This window comes from Sphingomonas sp. PSPC2-2, from assembly GCF_049897725.1.
Lineage (GTDB): Bacteria > Pseudomonadota > Alphaproteobacteria > Sphingomonadales > Sphingomonadaceae > Sphingomonas.
Map to the genome: position 1 here is coordinate 212,528 of NZ_JAFCWU010000003.1, position 18,599 is coordinate 231,126.

Annotated in this window: 14 protein-coding genes; 9 read left to right on the forward strand and 5 right to left on the reverse strand. The window is 65.6% G+C overall.

Annotation, left to right across the window (positions count from 1 at the left end; translation table 11 throughout):
* Window positions 1-42 precede the first annotated feature (42 nt).
* From ACP7BY_RS07555 to ACP7BY_RS07565, 3 genes are all read right to left on the reverse strand, one after another.
* Entirely contained in the window at window positions 43-837 is a 795-nt protein-coding gene (locus ACP7BY_RS07555; protein WP_033966175.1) for a 2-keto-4-pentenoate hydratase, read from the reverse strand.
* A 94-nt stretch (window positions 838-931) separates the two neighbouring features.
* Window positions 932-2,371 (reverse strand): mannitol dehydrogenase family protein, encoded by a 1,440-nt coding sequence (locus ACP7BY_RS07560; RefSeq protein ID WP_033966174.1) that lies wholly within the window; start codon window positions 2,369-2,371, stop codon window positions 932-934.
* Entirely contained in the window at window positions 2,368-3,864 is a 1,497-nt protein-coding gene (locus ACP7BY_RS07565; protein ID WP_137902724.1) for a UxaA family hydrolase, read from the reverse strand. The genes ACP7BY_RS07560 and ACP7BY_RS07565 overlap by 4 nt, the downstream gene beginning before the upstream one ends.
* 134 nt (window positions 3,865-3,998) lie before the next feature.
* Between ACP7BY_RS07565 and ACP7BY_RS07570 the strand changes: the two genes are divergently transcribed.
* From ACP7BY_RS07570 to ACP7BY_RS07605, 8 genes are all read left to right on the forward strand, one after another.
* Window positions 3,999-5,024, forward strand: a complete 1,026-nt coding sequence (locus tag ACP7BY_RS07570) for a LacI family DNA-binding transcriptional regulator (RefSeq protein WP_126846763.1) — start codon at window positions 3,999-4,001, stop codon at window positions 5,022-5,024.
* Window positions 5,025-5,106: 82 nt separating this feature from the next.
* Window positions 5,107-6,549, forward strand: a complete 1,443-nt coding sequence (gene uxaC, locus ACP7BY_RS07575; protein WP_033966173.1) for a glucuronate isomerase — start codon at window positions 5,107-5,109, stop codon at window positions 6,547-6,549.
* 14 nt (window positions 6,550-6,563) lie between these two features.
* Window positions 6,564-7,403 carry a 5-dehydro-4-deoxy-D-glucuronate isomerase gene (gene kduI / locus ACP7BY_RS07580; protein ID WP_033966172.1) on the forward strand — a complete coding sequence of 280 codons (840 nt, stop codon included), beginning with the start codon at window positions 6,564-6,566 and terminating at the stop codon, window positions 7,401-7,403.
* A 104-nt stretch (window positions 7,404-7,507) separates the two neighbouring features.
* The gene (kduD, locus tag ACP7BY_RS07585; RefSeq protein WP_033966171.1) at window positions 7,508-8,263 is read left to right on the forward strand and encodes a 2-dehydro-3-deoxy-D-gluconate 5-dehydrogenase KduD; all 756 of its coding nucleotides are present in this window, start codon (window positions 7,508-7,510) and stop codon (window positions 8,261-8,263) included.
* A gap of 123 nt (window positions 8,264-8,386) precedes the next feature.
* Window positions 8,387-9,394 (forward strand): sugar kinase, encoded by a 1,008-nt coding sequence (locus tag ACP7BY_RS07590; RefSeq protein WP_033966170.1) that lies wholly within the window; start codon window positions 8,387-8,389, stop codon window positions 9,392-9,394.
* Window positions 9,381-10,952 carry a carboxylesterase/lipase family protein gene (locus tag ACP7BY_RS07595; RefSeq protein WP_137902725.1) on the forward strand — a complete coding sequence of 524 codons (1,572 nt, stop codon included), beginning with the start codon at window positions 9,381-9,383 and terminating at the stop codon, window positions 10,950-10,952. The genes ACP7BY_RS07590 and ACP7BY_RS07595 overlap by 14 nt, the downstream gene beginning before the upstream one ends.
* Window positions 10,953-11,166: 214 nt before the next feature.
* Window positions 11,167-14,073, forward strand: a complete 2,907-nt coding sequence (locus tag ACP7BY_RS07600) for a TonB-dependent receptor (RefSeq protein WP_137902726.1) — start codon at window positions 11,167-11,169, stop codon at window positions 14,071-14,073.
* A 71-nt stretch (window positions 14,074-14,144) separates the two neighbouring features.
* Window positions 14,145-15,146: an alpha/beta hydrolase gene (locus tag ACP7BY_RS07605; RefSeq protein ID WP_171010505.1), complete on the forward strand. Its 1,002-nt coding sequence runs from the start codon at window positions 14,145-14,147 to the stop codon at window positions 15,144-15,146.
* Window positions 15,147-15,439: 293 nt separating this feature from the next.
* On the opposite strand, the gene ACP7BY_RS07610 is transcribed toward ACP7BY_RS07605, so the two are convergent.
* Both ACP7BY_RS07610 and ACP7BY_RS07615 read right to left on the reverse strand, forming a co-directional pair.
* On the reverse strand, window positions 15,440-16,510 hold the full coding sequence (locus ACP7BY_RS07610; protein WP_033965264.1) for an LLM class flavin-dependent oxidoreductase: 1,071 nt from the start codon (window positions 16,508-16,510) through the stop codon (window positions 15,440-15,442).
* The gene (locus tag ACP7BY_RS07615) at window positions 16,507-17,415 is read right to left on the reverse strand and encodes an aldo/keto reductase (RefSeq protein WP_033965263.1); all 909 of its coding nucleotides are present in this window, start codon (window positions 17,413-17,415) and stop codon (window positions 16,507-16,509) included. Before ACP7BY_RS07615 ends, ACP7BY_RS07610 begins: the two co-directional genes overlap by 4 nt.
* Window positions 17,416-17,451: 36 nt before the next feature.
* Between ACP7BY_RS07615 and ACP7BY_RS07620 the strand changes: the two genes are divergently transcribed.
* Entirely contained in the window at window positions 17,452-18,528 is a 1,077-nt protein-coding gene (locus ACP7BY_RS07620; RefSeq protein ID WP_033965266.1) for a Gfo/Idh/MocA family protein, read from the forward strand.
* Window positions 18,529-18,599: the final 71 nt, after the last annotated feature.

An 18,599-nucleotide genomic window follows, 5' to 3' on the forward strand; every position in this document is an offset into this window, starting at 1 on the left:
TCGGCGGCCCTGTTTCGAACCTTTGCCGGATCATAATCGCGGTTATTGGGCGGCGATGCTACACGCCACCGTCAGTCGGTTGTCGAAGATGGCCGAAATTTGCGCGCCGATGTGAACTTGGTGGACGCCGCTGACCGCTCCGGACGAAATCCACTGCCCTGCGCTGAGCGCGATGCCACGCTGCGCCATCAGTTCGAACAGGAAGCGCGCGGCTCCGAAGGGGCCATCAAGCATGGCGGCGGCGGTGGCGACCCCGGTCGATGCGCCGTCGATGGTCAACTCGACCGGCCATTGATTGAGGTCGAGGTCGCGCCAGTCGGCAATATCGGGGCCGATCACCAGCCCGTTATTGTTGCCGAAATCGGAAATGGTGACACCGGGGCCATGGTCGTTGATGCCGCCAAAGGGCGAACTGGCGATTTCGATGCCGACACACACCCGGTCGATCAGCGCGGTCGCTTCGGCCAGCGTATAATCGATCTTGGCAGGGTCGGGTGCCGTGCCGATCCGCAGCAGAAATTCCGCCTCTGCCGCCGCGAATCCGCCAGCATAGACGGTCATCGCGCGTGGGGTTTCTCCAGCGTCGAAGGTCTGGTCGGCGAAGATCGGCCCGGCGAGGCGGTCTGCCCCCTCCAGGGGCGGGTTGATCCGCCCGACCTTCCAGCCGGCGATCACGCGGTCGGCAAGCGCAATGGCGGCATCCTGCATCGCATAGGCTTCGGCGAGCGCAGCGGGCATGGTGCCGGGGTAATCGACCAGTGCGGACGCGCTGCGCCGGGCGCTGACAAATTCGGTTGCGACTCGCGCGATATTGTCTTGACGTTTCTTGGCCTGCACGTGGCTTCATCCCCTCATGGATCGCTAGGACGATCTCGACGACTGGGTATGGGAAACCGGTGTCATTGACAAGAGGGATCGCGGATCGGCGCGATCAGCCGGAAAGCGCAGTCGCCCAATCGCCGTCGAACGCAGCCTGCGCGGCGAGCGCGATCGACTGCGCAGCCTCCGAATCTTCGGCCAATGCCCCCGAAAAGCCCAGTCTCGCCGCGATCAGCCGGGCCAACACCGCGCGAGCGTCGCCCGTTGCCGCAAGATCGGCGAGGACGGAGCCCGCCGGGTCCAGGATCGGAACCCCCGCGCGCGCGCGCTGCATCAGAAAGGCGATCCAGCAGCCGAGCGCGGCGAGCACATGGCGCGGCAACCGGCCCTGCGCGCGGTGCGCCGCCAGCGTGTCGCCGAGTCGATAGGGGATCTTCTGGCTGCCATCGGCGGCGATCTGCTCCAGCCGATGGACGATCGCGGGGTTGCGGAAGCGGGCCAGCACCGCCGAACGATAGCCATCGAGATCGAACCCGGCGACGGGCCGCAACGTCGGGATGATGTCGTCGCGGATCATCGCATCGATGAATCCGGCCAGCGTGGCATCGCCCATCGCGTCGGCGACGCTGGTATGGCCGCGCAGCAAACCGGCATAGGCCAGCGTCGAATGCGACCCGTTGAGGATGCGCAGCTTGGCCTGTTCATAGCCCGCAACATTGTCGGTCAACGTCGCTCCGGCGCGGCCCAACGCGGCGCAGACCGGATCGTCGAGATCCTCGATCACCCATTGCGCGAATGCCTCCCGCTGCACGGCGGCGCGGTCTTCGACGCCGAGCACCTCCGCGACATCGGCATAGAGCGCTTCGTCGGCGGCGGGGGTGATCGAATCGACCATCGTGCCGGGCACGCGGACATGCGTGGCAATCCACGTCGCCAGGTCGGGCGCATGCGCCTGGGCAAAACCGATCAGCGCTGCACGCACCTTGGCCCCGTTATTGGCGAGGTTGTCGCACGGCATCACCACGAAGGGCGCAATCCCGGCGGTTTGGCGCGCGGCGAGCCCCGCAATGATCCAGCCGATGACGCTGCGCGGTACAGCAGGCGCGGCCAGATCATGGACGATGTCGGGATGCGAGAGGTCGAGCGTGCCGTCCGCCGTGAGGCAATAGCCCTTCTCGGTCACCGTCGTCGTCACCAGCCGCACTGCAGGGTCGGCGAGCAGGGCAAGCGTCTGTTCTGCGTCGTCGGGGGCCAGAAAGCGGCTGTGAGCACCGATGATGCGATAGGCGGGCGCGATGTCGCGGATGGCGAGCGTGTACAGCCCCTGCTGCTCGGTCAGCGCCGCCACCGTTCCCGCGCTGCGCAGCGACACCGCAGCAATGCCCCAACCCGGCTCGCCGTCGAGCAGCGTATCGATATAGGCCGCCTGGTGCGCGCGGTGGAAGGCTCCGGGGCCGAAATGGACGATCCCGGTGGTCGGCGGTGCGGTGCGGTTGGGGCGGGCCACCTGTGCTGGCACAGTATCGAGCGTGCCATATCCCAAACGCGTCATAAGGTTACGCCCCGCTTCCAGATTGCGATTTCGCGTTCGCCATTACGCTCGGCGGCGGTCGCCGCGCCAGACGCAATCGCGCAGACTTGCGTGGCCAGCGCCTGCGCCACCGTGTCGAAGCCGTGACCGAGAACTTCGCCTGCGTCGAAGTCGATCCAGCCTGGTTTGCGCGTGGCGAGTGCGCTGTTCGAGGCGATCTTGATCGTCGGCACCGGGAAGCCGAGCGGCGTTCCGCGCCCAGTGGTGAACAGAATGGCGGTCGCCCCCGCTGCGGCCAGCGCGGTGCAGGACACGGCATCGTTGCCCGGTGCCTCGAGCAAAGTCAGCCCGGCTCCGCCGACGCGCGCGCCATAGGGGATGACGTGGGATACCGGTGCGCGTCCGGCTTTCTGCACGGCCCCCAGCGATTTTTCCTCCAGTGTGGTGATGCCGCCCGCGACATTGCCGGGCGAGGGATTCTCCGACACCGGCTCGCCATGGTCGAGGAAATAGCGTTTGAAAGCATTGACCATCGTGACGATGCCGTCGAACACGCTTTCGTCGACCGCGCGGTCCATGAGCAGGCGTTCCGCGCCGAACATTTCCGGGATTTCGGTTAGCAACACGCTTCCGCCTGCCGCGACCACGCGCTCGCTGATGCGGCCGACGAGCGGGTTGGCGGTGAGCCCCGACAAGCCATCGGACCCGCCACATTTCACCCCAAGCACCAGCCGGTCGAGCGCGACGGTGCTGCGTTTGCTGCGTGCGAGCGCGACCAGTTCGGCGACCTTGGCCACGCCCTCGTCAATCTCGTCCCCGGCCAATTGCGTGACGAGCGTGCGGATGGCGGAACGCCGTCCCTCCGGGATTTCGCGCAGCAAGGCGTCGATCTGGTTCGATTCGCACCCCAGCCCGACGATCAGCACGCCGCCGGCATTGGGGTGGCACGCGAGCGCAGCCAGGATGCTGCGCGTACCGTCAAGGTCGTCGCCAAGCTGCGAACAGCCAAAGGGATGGGTGAAGGCGTGGACTCCGTCGACGGCACCGTCGGCGCTCTCGTTCACCAATGCGGCATCGGCCTGCGCGGCGATACGGGTCGCGGTGCGCGCGACGCAGCCGACGGTCGGGAGTATCCAGATTTCATTGCGCGTGGCCACGCGCCCGTCGGCGCGGACATAGCCTTGGAAGGTCGCCGCTTCTTGCGCGTCGCTCGTCGGTGCGGGGGGCTTGGGGGTGAAGTGATAGTCGAGCGTCCCGTCGAGCGCGGTCGCCAGATTGTGCGAATGGACGTGCATGCCGGGCGCGATGGCGACGGTGGCCGTGCCGATCGGAAAACCGAATTTCAGCACGGGCGCGCCCGCGGCGATCGGCGCGATCGCCACCTTGTGTCCGCTCGGTATGGCGACAAGCGCGATGACCTCGTGACCGTCGTAAGTGACGGCATCGCCCTCCGACGCAGGTTCGACCAAGGTCGCGACGCTGTCGTCGGGATGCACCAGAAGGGCTTTTGCCACGTCTCGCTCGCTTATTTTGGGTAACCGGTATCAGCCTCTGCCTCAGGCGCGTATCGCTTGGCAAGGGCACCCATGCTCGCCGTAGCGCGCCGTCGGACTAGCCAAGCCGGTCATCCTGGGTTTAAGCCGATGGCATGAAAAGCACCGGACAACCGACGATCAACGATGTTGCGCGGATCGCGGGCGTTTCCAAAAAGACCGTCAGCCGCGTTATAAACCGCTCGCCCTTGCTCAACGACGATACGCGGCGGCGCGTCGAGGATGTGATCGGTGAACTGGGCTATATTCCCAATCCGCAGGCGCGCGCGCTCGCGCTGCGCCGCAATTTCCTGATCGGGCTCGTCCACGACAACCCCAATGCGCAAATGGTGATGAATGTGCAGCAGGGGATTTTGGAGGCGCTGCACGGCACCGAATTCGAACTGGTGGTGCGCCCGGTCGATCGCGGATCGGCGACGATGCTGGTCGATCTGCGGCATTTCCTCGAACGTCAGCGCCTGTTCGGGCTCGTCCTGCTCCCGCCGATCAGCGAGAATGACACGATTGCCAAATTGTGTGCCGAAATCGGGTGTCGCTATGTCCGCATGGGGTCGGCCCCGCTGGACGATAACGATCATATGGTTGCCTCCAACGATTGCGAGGCGGTGCGAGCCGCGACCGAATATCTGATCGAGCAGGGGCATCGCCGGATTGGCCTGATCGCTGGGCCGCATGGTTTCCGCTCGGCGCGCGAGCGACGTCTGGGCTTCGAAGAAGCGCTGAGCAAAGCGGGCATCGCGCTCCCGCGGAGCATGATCGCCGACGGCAATTACACCTTCGAATCCGGGCTGACCGCGGCAGAGCGCCTGCTCGATCTGATGCCGCGTCCAACCGCGATCTTCGCCAGCAACGATGAAATGGCAGCGGGCGTGATGCATGCGGCACGACAGCGCGGTCTCGACATCCCCAAGGATTTGTCGATCGTCGGCTTTGACGATACGCCCGTTGCTGCACACGTCTGGCCGCCGCTGACCACGGTGCGATGGCCGATTGCATCGATGGCGCGCTCGGCGGCGCTGAAGCTCACGGCGGGGTTGGATGGGGAACAGATTGTCGAGGAACCCTCGCTGTTCCTGTCGACCTTGATTCGGCGTGGCTCGGTGGCGGCACCGAGCATATAGATCATCCACTAACGGGGTTGCGACCCAACCTGACACCGGTTACCAGAGCCCGCATAAAACAGTGCGGGGAGGGAGAATGACAATGGCACGGCCGCTCGACCTGAACCCCGATCGCCTGTTTCCCAGCGATCCAACGACGCGGGCCATTGCGCGCACGCTTTACGCGGAAATCGCGGACTTGCCGATCGTCAGCCCGCATGGCCACACCGATGCCGGGTGGTTTGCCGACGACACCGCCTGGACCGACGCGACCGCGTTGCTGCTCGCGCCCGACCATTACATTTTCCGGATGCTGTACAGCCAGGGCGTCGACCTCGACGCGCTCGCCATTCCGCGCCGCAGTGGCGCGCCCGCGACCGATCCGCGCGCCGCATGGCGGTTGTTCGCGCAGAGCCTGCATCTGTTTCGTGGCACGCCCTCGCGGATGTGGCTCGACCATGTCTTTGCCGAGGTGTTCGGGTTCGAGGTGGCGCTCGAGGCAGGTACGGCCGACCTGTATTTCGATACCATCGCCGAGAAGCTGGCCAGTCCGGCTTTCCGCCCGCGCGCGCTGTTCGATCGCTTCAAGATCGACTTTCTGGCGACGACCGAGGGGCCGCAGGACGATCTGGGCGCGCATCACCGCATTCGCGCCTCGGGCTGGGGTGGGCGTGTGGTGACGACCTATCGCCCGGATGGCGTCATCGATGTCGAGCATGAGCAATTCGCAGGCGCAATGGCGCGGTTTGCCCAACTGACCGGCGAGGACGTCCATAGCTGGAAAGGCTATCTCGCCGCGCACCGCAAGCGGCGGGCGGATTTCCGTGCGGCCGGGGCGACCGCGACCGATCATGGCCACCCGACCGCCGCAACCGCCAATCTGTCGCCTGTCGAAGCCGAAGCCTTGTTCGGCAAGATCGTCGGTGGGAGCTGGACCGCTGCCGATGCCGAGCTGTTCCGCGCGCAGATGCTGACCGAAATGGCGGCAATGTCGGTCGACGATGGCATGGTGATGCAAATCCACCCCGGCTCGTTCCGCAACCACAATGCCGGACTGTTCGCGAGCCACGGACGCGACAAGGGGGCCGACATCCCCATGCGCACCGATTATGTCCATGCGTTGAAGCCGCTGCTCGATCGTTTCGGCACCTCGACCGAGCTGTCGATCATTCTCTTCACGCTCGACGAGAGCGTGTACGCGCGCGAACTCGCACCGCTGGCCGGGCATTATCCGTGCCTGAAATTGGGGCCATCCTGGTGGTTCCATGACAGCCCCGAGGGGATGCGCCGCTTCCGCGAGATGACCACCGAGACGGCGGGTTTCTACAACACGGTTGGTTTTAACGATGATACCCGCGCCTTCCTGTCGATCCCGGCGCGGCACGATGTCGCCCGGCGCGTCGATTGCGGATTCCTCGCGCGCCTGGTGGCCGAGCATCGCCTTGAGGATTGGGAAGCCGCCGAACTGGCGCAGGAACTGACCAGCGGCCTCGTCCGCCGCGCTTATCGTATCGATTCCCCAGAAATCGCCGCCAAAGCGGCCTGACCCCGGAGAGCCCCATGTTCGACCGCACCTATTACGCCACGCATCCCGACATGATGGAATGCGTTTCCAATGAGGAATTGCGCGATCGCTATCTGATCCAGGACCTGTTCCGTGCGGGCGAATGCGTGCTCAACTATACCCATGCCGATCGGTTCGTGATCGGCGGCGTGGCCATTGCGGATGCGGCGGTGAAACTGCCCGACCAGACCGAGCCGGCTTCGGCTGCCGGACACCCGTTCCTGGAGCGGCGCGAGTTGGCAGTGGTCAATGTGGGTAGCGCGCAGGGCACGGTCACGGTCGATGGCGAGGTGTTCACGCTCGGCAATAAGGATTGCCTGTACGTGACGATGGGCGCGAAGGACGTGGTGTTTTCCGGCGAAGGCGCGCGTTTCTATCTGGCCTCGTGCCCGGCGCACAAGGCGTTCGCGACGCGCGTGATTTCGGTTGCCGACGCAACCAAGCTGGAGCGCGGCAGCCTCGAGGAATCGAACGAGCGGACGATCTACCAGATGGTCATCCCCGGCATTTGCGACAGCGCGCAATTGGTGATGGGGCTGACGGTGCTGAAGCCGGGCTCGGTGTGGAACACGATGCCGCCGCACATTCATGAACGCCGCAGCGAAATCTATTTCTACTTCGAACTCGACGGGCCGAACGACCGCGTGTTCCATTATATGGGCGAAGGCGAAGCGCTGCGGCACATCGTGATGGCCAATGAAGAAGCGGTGATCTCGCCGCCCTGGTCGGTGCATATGGGGTCGGGCACCAAGGCCTATGCTTTCATCTGGGCGATGGCGGGCGAGAATCAGGATTATACCGATATGAGCGTGCTGGATATTTGCCAGCTGGCGTGAAGCTCCCCTCCCGCGCGCGGGAGGGGCTGGGGGAGGGCAGCGCGCAGGTCCTCTCCATTCCCCCCTAACCCCTCCCGCAAGCGGGAGCGGAGAAGGACCGAGATATGAACAATCCCTTCGATCTCTCCGGCAAGGTCGCCGTCGTCACCGGGGCCAATACCGGCATCGGTCAGGCGATCGCGCTGGCGCTTGCTGCGGCGGGGGCGGACATCGCCTGCGTCGGCCGAACCCCGGCGGACGACACCGTGCAACAGATCCGCGCGCTGGGTCGTCGCGCCGAGATCATCTCGGCCGATCTTTCCACGATCGAGCCTGTGCAAAGGGTTGTGGATGAGGCTGTGGATAAGCTTGGCGGGCTCGACATCCTCATCAACAATGCCGGGATCATCCGCCGCGCCGACGCGGTCGATTTCAGCGAGGAGGATTGGGATGCGGTGATCGACACCAATCTCAAATCGGTGTTCTTCCTGTGCCAGGCGGCCGGGCGGCACATGATCGCGCAAGGGGCTGGCAAGATCGTCAACATCGCGTCGATGCTGACCTTTCAGGGCGGCATTCGCGTGCCGAGCTATACCGCGTCGAAGAGCGGCATTGGCGGGCTGACCAAGCTGCTTGCCAATGAATGGGCGGGCAAGGGCATCAACGTCAACGCGATTGCGCCGGGTTATATCGCGACCAACAATACCGCCGCCTTGCAGGCCGATGAGACCCGCAACCGCGCGATCCTGGAGCGGATACCGGCGGGCAAATGGGGCGATCCGGAGGATCTGGGCGGGGCGGCGGTGTTCCTGTGCAGCCGCGCGGCGGATTATGTGCAAGGGCATATTCTGGCGGTCGATGGCGGTTGGCTGGCGCGATAAGGGAAGAACGGGCCCTCACCCTTCCCACCCGGCGGTGCCGGGCGGGCCCCTTCCCTCTCCCGGTGGGAGAGGGAGGGAGGCGCGAAGCGCCGGAAGGGTGAGGGTGACGTTGAGGGGATTTGCATGAGTACGTTTCTGGCTTTCGGGGAAATCATGCTGCGCCTCTCGCCGCCGGGGCGCGAGTTGCTGTTGCAGACGCCCAAGCTCGACGTGTGGGTTGCCGGGGCCGAGGCCAATGTTGCGGGGGCGCTGGCGCGGCTCGGACACGATGTCGCCTTTGCCAGCGTGGTACCCGACAACGATCTGGGGCGGGCGGCGCTGACCTATTTGCGCGGTGCCGGGGTCGCGACCGCCGGTATCCAGCTCCGCGGGGACCGCATGGGGCTGTATTTCGTGACCTCGGGGGCAGGGCTGCGCGCGACCGAGGTGATTTACGATCGCGCCGGGTCGTCCTTCGCCGAAACGCCGAGCGACGCCTGGGACTGGGACACGCTGCTGCATGGCGTCGATCGGCTGCATCTGTCGGGCATTACCCCGGCACTAGGGCCGGTGCCCGCCGCGAGCGCGATTGCGGCGGCGCAAGCCGCGGCGGCGCGCGGCATTGCGGTGTCGTTCGACGGCAATTGGCGCGGCAAATTGTGGGAGCGCTGGGACAGCGATCCGCGCGGCATCCTCACGCAACTCGTCGCGGAGGCCGATTTGCTGTTCGGCAACCACCGCGACATTGCTCTGCTGCTAGGGCGCGATTTTGGCGGCGAAGGCGAGTCGCGGCGGCGCGAGGCGGTCGAAGCGGCGTTTGCTGCCTTCCCCAAACTCCAGACGATCGCCTCGACTGCGCGGCATGTCGAACATGTCGATCTCCACCGGCTGTCGGCGCGCATCGATACCCGTTCGGGATCGGCGCAGACCGAGGAGGTCGTGCTGGCCGGGATCGTCGACCGGATCGGTGGCGGCGATGCCTTTGCCGCGGGTGTGTTGCATGCGTTGCGGCGCGGTGGCGACAGTGCGGAGGCGGCGCGCACCGGGCTCGCGCTGGCGGCGCTGAAACATTCCCTTCCGGGAGATGCGAGTCTGTTCCGCCAGGCCGATATCGATGCCTATCTCGCGGGCGGGCTGGATGTCCGGCGCTGATCTCACCCGCCGCACACTGATCGGCAACGGCGTGGCGGCAGCGCTGGCCGCTGCCGCCACGCCGTTGCGCGCGGCGCGGGCCCCGCACGTTGCGTGCGCTGCGGGGCGATTTGTTGGCACAAAGGAGCTGAACGGCGTCCGCAGCTATCGCGGCATCCGCTACGGGCGCGCCGAGCGTTTTCGCGCGCCGACACCCTTCGCTTATGGGCCCTCGCCGCATCCGGCCGACACGTTCGGCCCGGTCGCGCCGCAAGCGGGCACCACCTATGGTCCGCAAAGCGAGGATTGCCTGTTCCTCAACATCTGGACGGCGCAGCCGGATCGCGCAGCCAAGCTGCCGGTGATGCTCTATATTCACGGTGGGGCCTATTCCGGCGGCAGCGTAACCGATCCGCTCAATGATGGCGCGGCACTGGCGGCGCGTGGCGATGTCGTGGTGGTGACGGTCAACCACCGGCTCAACGCGCTGGGCTATCTCTATCTCGCGCGGCTCGACTCGCGTTTCCCCGATAGCGGCAATGCCGGGCAGCTCGACCTGATCCTCGCGCTCAAATGGGTGCGTGACAATATCGCGGCGTTCGGCGGTGATCCGGCGCGGGTGATGGTGTTCGGCCAGTCGGGCGGAGGCGCGAAGATCGCGACCATGCTGGGGATGCCCGCCGCGCGCGGGCTGTTCCACCGCGCCGCCACGATGAGCGGGCAGCAAGTGACCGCTTCGGGGCCGCTCAACGCCACTGCGCGGACGCGGGCGTATCTCGCGCGGCTCGGGGTGGACACGCGCGAGCTGTCGCCGCTGCTGGCGATGCCGCAGGACCGCTTCGTCGCCGCACTCGACACGGCCGACCCGATCCTTGGCGGCGGCGTTTATTTCGGGCCGGTGCTCGATATGAAGTGGCTCGCGCGGCATCCGTTCTGGCCCGATGCCAACCCGCAAGGCCTCGATATTCCGCTGATCCTGGGCAATGTCCGAGACGAGACCCGTGGCTTTCTCTCACCCGATTCGGACAAGGTGCGCGGGCTCAACTGGGATAATGTCGCCGCGCGAATCGCACCGGAATTGCGGATCGACATTCTGCCCGAATGGGTGGTCGAACAGTATCGCGCGCACTTCCCGGCATGGTCGCCGACCGAGGTATTTTACGGCGCGACCACCGCTGGGCGGAGTTGGCGCGGACAAGTGATCGAGGCCGAGGCACGCGCAAGCGCCGGGGCTCCGGCCTTTGTCTATCAAGTCGATTTCACGTCGCGCCTCGACCCCCGACGCGGGGCCTTTCACACCATCGACATTCCGCTGGTCTTCGGCACGATCAGCGCGAAGGGCTCGCAAACCGGGACGGGGGCGGATGCGCAGGCGGCGTCGCGGGCGATGCAGGACAGCTTCGTCGCCTTCGCCCAAGCCGGGGACCCCAATCATGCCGGGCTTCCGCAATGGGCCCGCTACGATCTTTCGCGACGCGCGACGATGGTGTTCGATTCAATACCCCATAGCGAGGACGATCCCCGCCGCTGGCAGCGCGAACTGTTCGCCCGCATTCCCTATATTCAGCCGGGTACTTAAGCCAAAAAGCCGATTGACACCGGTTACCAAACGCGACATTTAGGCGTCAGGATGAGTTGCCGAAGAGCGACCATCGGGCAGGAGAGGAGCGATGCGCCGCAATAGTGCACCTTTCCCTTCCTCTGCTCGCCATTCCGCCGCCAATTTGCAGGCGCGGCATGGCTACCGGTGTCAATCGGCGTCGCGGGACAGCGACGCCCAGGGGGGATGAAGAATGCGCAAGATTTCTGCGGCAGCGACGGTGCAGCACGGTGTCTCGGTAGGCGCGCTTGCGCTCGCACTGTTCTTGCCAAGCGTTGCCTTGGCGCAGACCGAGCCGACGCCGTCCGCGCCTCCGGCCAGCGAGGATACGGGGCAGGACATCGTGGTGACCGGCTTCCGCCAGTCGCTCCAGGCGGCGCTCAACGTAAAGAAAAACTCGGTCGCAGCGGTCGATTCGATCGTCGCCGAGGACATCGCCAAATTCCCCGACCAGAACCTTGCCGAATCGCTGCAGCGCATCCCGGGCATTTCGATCCAGCGCGATGGTGGCGAAGGGCGTGCGATCACCGTGCGTGGGCTTGGCGCGCAATTCACCCGCGTCCGCGTGAATGGTATGGAAACCGTCGCGACCTCGACCGACGGTGCCAGCGCCAACCGCGACCGCGCGTTCGACTTCAACGTATTCGCGTCCGAACTGTTCAGCTCGCTGGTGGTCCATAAGACCGCCGAAGCGTCGCTCGACGAAGGGTCGTTGGGCGCGGTCGTCGATCTCAACACGGGCAACCCGCTTGGCGGCAAAAAGGCGGGTTTCTCGGGCGCGCTGTCGGTGCAGGGGTCGTATAACGACCTCGCCAAGACGCTCGGGCCGCGCGTCGCCGGGCTGCTGTCCTGGCGGAACGAGGCGGGCACCTTCGGCGCGTCGGTTTCCGCCGCATATTCGAAGGTCAACACGCTCGAACTCGGCAACAACACGACACGCTGGGCGCAGGCCCAGTTCGACTCGGTTGACGGTACGCCGTGTTATTACAACACCACCGGTTCGGGAGCGGCGCAGGCCTTTACCACGCCTGCGGCCAATAGCGGCGGCGTCTATCGGCAAAGCGCGGCGTGCGACAAGGCAGCGCAGGCCTTCCATCCGCGAATTCCGCGCTACGGTGTGATCAAGCATGATCGCGAACGCCTGGGCATCACTGCCAGCGTGCAGTTCGCGCCGACCGACAAGACCAAGATCTCGATCGATGGCCTCTACTCCAAGTTCAAGGAAACCCGCGAGGAGGAATGGCTGGAGGTGCTGGCGCGCAGCAACGAGCGCTCGATCGACCTCGTCAATCCGGTCTACGATGCGAACAATAACATCGTCTCGGCGACGCTGAACGATGCATATAATCGCAACGAGCATTATCTGCGCAAATCGAGCACCGAATTCTATCAGATCGGCGGCACCTGGGATCAGGACGTAACCGACAAGTTCCGCTTCACTTTGTTGGGCGGGCTGTCGAAATCGGATGCGAATATCCCGGTCGAGACGACCATCCTGCTGGACAACAAAGCGGCGCAGGGCTTCAAATACGACTATACCAACATGTCGAACCCCAGGCTGAGCTATGGCAGCAGCGTGACCGACCCGAGCGCCTACCAGCTTTCCGAAATTCGCGATCGTCCGTCGGAGACCGTCAACAAATTCCGTACCGTGCAATTGCGCACCGAATGGGACGTGGCCGATGGCTTCCAGATCAAGGCGGGGGGCGTCTACCGCAAGTTCACCTTCGACACCGTGGGCTTCACCCGCGATACCGTGGTGTGCGGCAATGGCGGCAAGGATCTGGTGCTCGGCACGCTGACCTGTTCGCCATCCTCGCAATTCGGGTCGGGCGCGGTTTACGGTTTCCCGGTGACGGCGGCGCTGACCGATCTGGTCAATCTGGGTTCGGCCGGGCAGCCGTCCGGCGCGACCTCGCAATATGTCGTTGCCAACATCCCGGCGGCGGCGACCCTGACCAACCTGTATAATCGCGCGCTGGTCGTCGATGCCGGCAATACCCGCAGCGTTTCGGAAAAGGTGACGGGCGGGTATCTGGAATTCGATACCAAGGGCGCGCTCTTCGGGCTGAACTATGCGTTCAATGCCGGGGTGCGGTATGTCCATACCGACCAGAGCTCGACCGGTCTTGTCAGCGGCACCGCCGCCACGGTCCAGCGCTCGTACGACGATTGGCTGCCGGCGCTCAACGTGGCCTTCTATCCGACCGACAAGATCATCGTGCGCGGCGCGGTCGCCAAGGTGATGACGCGGCCGACGCTGGGCAACCTTACGCCGGGCGGTACGGTGGACGGGTTCAACTACAAGATCAGCAACGGCAACCCGTTCCTCGATCCGTTCCGCGCGACGGCGTATGATATCGCGCTGGAATGGTATTTCGCACCCCAGTCGATCGCGTCGATCGCCTTGTTCAAGAAATCGATCGACAGCTTCCCGGTGTCGAACACGCTGACCCAGACCTTCGCCTCGACCGGATTGCCGAAATCGGTCTTGCCGCCCAGCTCGCCGGCCTACATCAATTTCGATCCCAACCAGCTCTACACGGTCAGCACGACGGTGAACGGCACCGGTGCGTCGCTGAAGGGCATCGAGCTGTCGGTGCAGGCACCGTTCAAGTTCCTGCCCGGCTTCCTCAAGAATTTCGGCGGCATTGCGAACGCGACGTTCATCGACAGCAGCGCGACCTACGGCGTGGTTGGGCCATCCAGCCTGGTCTGCGCGACGCAGTTCACCTGCAAGCTCGTTGCGCCGACTGCGGTGCAGCGGACCTCGACGCTGTTCGGCCTGTCGAAGAAAGCGTTCAATGGCACGCTCTATTATGAGGACGCCAAGTTCAGTGCGCGCGGTTCGATCAGCTATCGCGGGCCCTATGTCGACCAGAATAGCGGCACCGGCAACGTGTTCGAAGGCTATGCCGCGACCACCAATTTCGACGCCTCGGTGCGCTATCGCCTGACCAAATGGCTTGAGGTTTCGGTCGAGGGCACCAACCTGACCGACACTTATCGCTATCGCTACACCGATGTCGATGCGAACCGGAATTATGAGAACAACCATTTCGGCCGCACCATTCTGTTCGGCGCGCGTGTGAAGATGTAAGCTTGGAAGACCCTTCCTCCCCGTTCGGGCGTTGCCAAAGCTATGGCGACGCCCGTTCGTTTTTCCAGAGAATGCCCGTGATCGACCGTCGCAGCGCCATCCTCGGGACACTGGCGAGCGGGTGGGCGGCGCGCGGGCTTGCGCAGACGCCGCCGCCACGGGTTGGCGGTGCCGCACCGGCGACGGCGCTGCCCGAACCCGACGAAACGTTGGACCTGTGGCCCAAGGGCGCGCCGGGCGCGCCGCCAACACTCCCGCTGGAGACCGTCGACGAGCGCAGCAAGGATCGCACGCTGAACGACCGTGCGGTGCAGGGCATCAGCCGCCCGCGCCTGGTCGTGTTCCGCCCGGCGACCCCCAATGGCGCGGCGCTACTGGTGACGCCGGGCGGGGGCTATCGCCTGGTGGTGATCGACAAGGAAGGCTATGAGATCGCGCGCTGGCTCGCGGCGCGCGGCTTCACCGTGTTCGTGCTGTTCTATCGGCTGCCGGGGGATGGCTGGGCGGCCGGACCGGACGTGGCGCTGGCCGACGCGCAGCGCGCGCTGCGGCTGATCCGCGCGCGGGCGGCGGACTATGGCATCGTGCCCGAGCGCGTCGGCGCGATGGGCTTTTCGGCGGGCGGGCATGTCTGCGGCGATCTGGCGACGCGCTTTGACACGCCGGTCTATGCGCCGGTCGATGCCGCCGACCGCCTGAGCGCGCGTCCGTGCCTCGCCGCGCCGATCTACGCCGTGCAGGCGATGACGGCGGACCTCGCCCATGCTGGCTCCCGCGCGCTGCTGCTGGGGCCATCGCCGAGCGCGGCGCTGGAACGGGCGCACTCGACCGCCGCCAACGTGTCGCCACGCACGCCGCCCTGCTTCCTGCTCCATGCCGAGGATGATGGGGTGGTGAAGGTGGAGAACACGCTGGCGTTTCGCGCGGCGTGCGTGCGCGCGGGCGTGCCGGTGGAGATGCATCTGTTCGCCCAGGGCGGGCACGGCTTTGGCCTGCGCGGCACGGTGGGCAAGCCGGTGGCGGCGTGGCCGGAGTTGTTCTTGAGCTGGGCGCGGACGCAGGGGTTTGGGTGACGCCTCCTCATAGGAATTTCGCGCGAGGGTTGGGTGGCTCGGCTGCCGCTTCTCAAACCCTTCCCGAGAAACAAGACTTGCCCCGGTGCCGATGGACCTGCCCTGCGCTGGCCGAGCGGTGTCGCTCGGCGAGGCGGGGGGATCATGCGAGATAGGTTCGCACGGCGTTTCTTTGAACTATCCCCTTCCGTTCGTTTCGAGCATCGTCGAGAAACCCGGCACAGCGCATGTGGCTGTTTCTCGACTTCGCTCGAAACGAACGGGTTACGGTAGTGTGATCGCCCTGTTGAGGGTCACCCCATCAAAAGCCCATGCTCGATCTTCGGCAGCACGTGCCGCGCGAACAGATCGGCTTCGGCGGCGTGGGGGTAGCCTGAGAGGATGAACGCTTCGATGCCCATGCCGCGATAAGCGTTGAGCTTGGCGAGCACTTGATCGGGATCGCCGACGATCGCAGCGCCACAGCCCGAGCGGGCGCGGCCGATGCCGGTCCATAGGTTGGCTTCGGCATAGCCGTCATCGCCCGCATTTTCGCGCAGGGCGGCTTGCGCGGCGACGCCAGCCGACTGCGAATCGAGCGATTTGGCGCGGATCGCGGCACCTTCGGCTGCGTCGAGCTTGGAGAGCAGGCGGTCGGCGGCGGTGCGCGCTTCGGCTTCGGTCTCGCGCACCACGACATGCGCGCGGTAGCCGAATTTCAGCGTTCGCCCATAAGCGGCGGCGCGCGCGGTCATGTCGGCGATGATCGCGGCGACGGCCTCCTGCCGGTCGGGCCACATCAGGAACACGTCGGCACCCTTGGCGGCGGCGTCGCGCGCATCGGGCGAGAGGCCGCCGAAATAGAGCAAGGGCACCTTGCCCGAGACGGTACGCAAGCGCGGCGGATCGACCTTCAGCTTCCAGAACTCGCCATCATGGTCGAGCGGCTGGCCGTTGAGCAATGTGCGCAGGATGTGCATCGCCTCGACCGTGCGGGCGTAGCGCGGCGCGGAGCCGAGCGTCTCGCCGGGCATCTCCGACGAGATGATATTCACGCGCAGGCGACCGCACAGCATCTGGTCGATCGTCGCGATCTGGCGGGCGAGTTGCGGTGGCCAGCTTTCGCCGACGCGGACCGCCATCAACAGAGCGAGGCGGCGCAGCATCGGCGCGATCGCGGCGGCAAAGGCGGTGGTGTCGATGCCCAGCGCATAGCCCGAGGGCAGCAGGATATTGTCGAAACCGCCGGTCTCCGCCTGCAGCACGATGTCGCGGCAATGCGCCCAGCTCGATTGCAGTTGCGCATCGGGGACGCCGAGAAACTCGTAATCGTCATCGCACAAAGCGGAAAACCAGCTGATTTCGCAAGGCGGCAGCGCGGTCATGGCAGGCGCTCCCCGCGCGACGCGACCAGCACGTCATACCAGCTCTGGCGGGTGAAGCGGACCTTATAGACCTCGGCGATCTCGGCGATGCGCGCGAGATTCTGCGTGCCGACGATCGGGATCGGGCGCGCGGGGTGCGCCATGATCCAGGCATAGGCCGCCGCGGCGCGCGAGACACCCGCCTCCTGGGCGGCGACATCAAGCGCGACCGCGACCGCTTTCGACCGGTCATCCTCGGGCGCGCCGATCCGGCCGCCGCCGAGCGGCGACCAGGCGAGCACGGCGATATCGCGCTCCATCGCCAGATCGAGCAGGCCGTTTTCGATCGGCCCCAGTTCGAGCGGCGACAGTTCGGGCTGGAGGCTGGCGAGCGGGATCGTCAGGAAGGATTCGAGCGCGCGCGTCTGCGCCAGCGTGAAGTTGGAGACGCCGACCGCGCGGACCTTGCCGGCGCGCACCATGTCCTCGAGGGTGCGCGCGACTTCCTGCGGGTGGGCGAGGATGTCGGGGCGGTGGATCTGGTAGAGATCGACCTGATCGACCCCGAGCCGGGTGAGCGAGGCGTCGAGCGCTTGGCCGAGATACGCGGCGCTTTGGTCATAGGGGAATGGCGGGCGGATGCCGCCCTTGGTCGCCAGCACCATCTGCGCGGCGAGGCCGGGGGCTTCGGCAAGCACTTGCCCCAGCAGCAGTTCGGCATCGCCAAAGCCGTCGGCACCATCGAAGCCGTAAATGTCGGCGGTGTCGAACAGCGTCACCCCGGCGGCGAGCGCCGCCTCGATCCGTGCGCGCGCTTCCGCTACCGTCGCATTGGCGAAACGCCACATGCCCCAGGCGATCGGGCTGACCTGCACTCCGCTCTTGCCGAGGGCGCGCAATTCGGGTGTAAGTATGATTTCAGACATCGTTGTCATATAGAGGCGAAGACCTTAATGGAGCAAGTGCGTTACGGTCTGGTCGGCACCGGCATGATGGGGGTCGAGCATATCACCAACCTGGCGATTACGCCGGGGGCGGTGGTGACCGCGATTGCCGATCCGGTGGCGGAATCGATCGGTTGGGCGACGGCGGCGCTGGGCGATCGTGCGGGCGCGGCGGCGGTGTTCGACTCGGTCGAGGCGCTGGCGGCGAGCGGGCTGTGCGACGCGGTGATCGTGGCGAGCCCCAATTATACGCACCGCCGCGTGCTCGAGCCGTTGTTCGATGCCGGGCTCCACATCCTGTGCGAAAAACCGCTGGCGACGACGCTCGACGATTGCCGCTGGGTGGTGGCGCGCGCCGCGCAGAGCGACCGCGTGTTCTGGACGGCGATGGAATATCGCTACATGCCGCCTGCCGCCGCCTTTATCGAGGAGATCAAAGGTGGCGCGATCGGGCGGTTGCAGATGCTGTCGATCCGCGAGCATCGCTTCCCGTTTCTGGTCAAGGTGGCCGACTGGAACCGCTTCAGCCGCAACACTGGCGGCACGATGGTCGAGAAATGCTGCCATTTCTTCGACCTGATGCGGCTGATCACCGGCAGCGAGGCGGTGCGCGTCTATTGTTCGGGCGCGATGGACGTGAACCATGTCGATGAGCGTTATGGCGGCGAGACGCCCGACATTATCGACAACAGCTATACGACTGTGGATTTCGCGAACGGCGTGCGTGCGTTGCTCGACCTGTCGATGTTTGCCGATGGCGCGGAGAATCAGGAAGAGATTACCGCCGTGGGGGACGCAGCCCGGCTCGACGTGCTGATCCCGGAAGGCGCTTTGGTGCATTCCCCGCGCGTCGGCTTCCGCAACGCCAAGCAGGTGACGCGGCGCGTGATCGAGGTCGACCAGGCCGCGCTGGACGCGGGGAGCCATCACGGTTCGACCTTCTACCAGCATCAGCGCTTCAACGCTGCGGCGCGCGGGGCGGGGCCGGTCGAGGTCACTGCGCGCGATGGCATGATGGCGGTCGCGATCGGCACCGCCGCCGAGATCAGCGCACGCGAACATCGCGTGGTGGAGATGGCCGAACTGGGGTTCTGACGCCAAGCCGAGCTTTACGGCGGACAAGTATGACAGCGATGTCCGATCCGCGAAAAGAATAATACCCATCG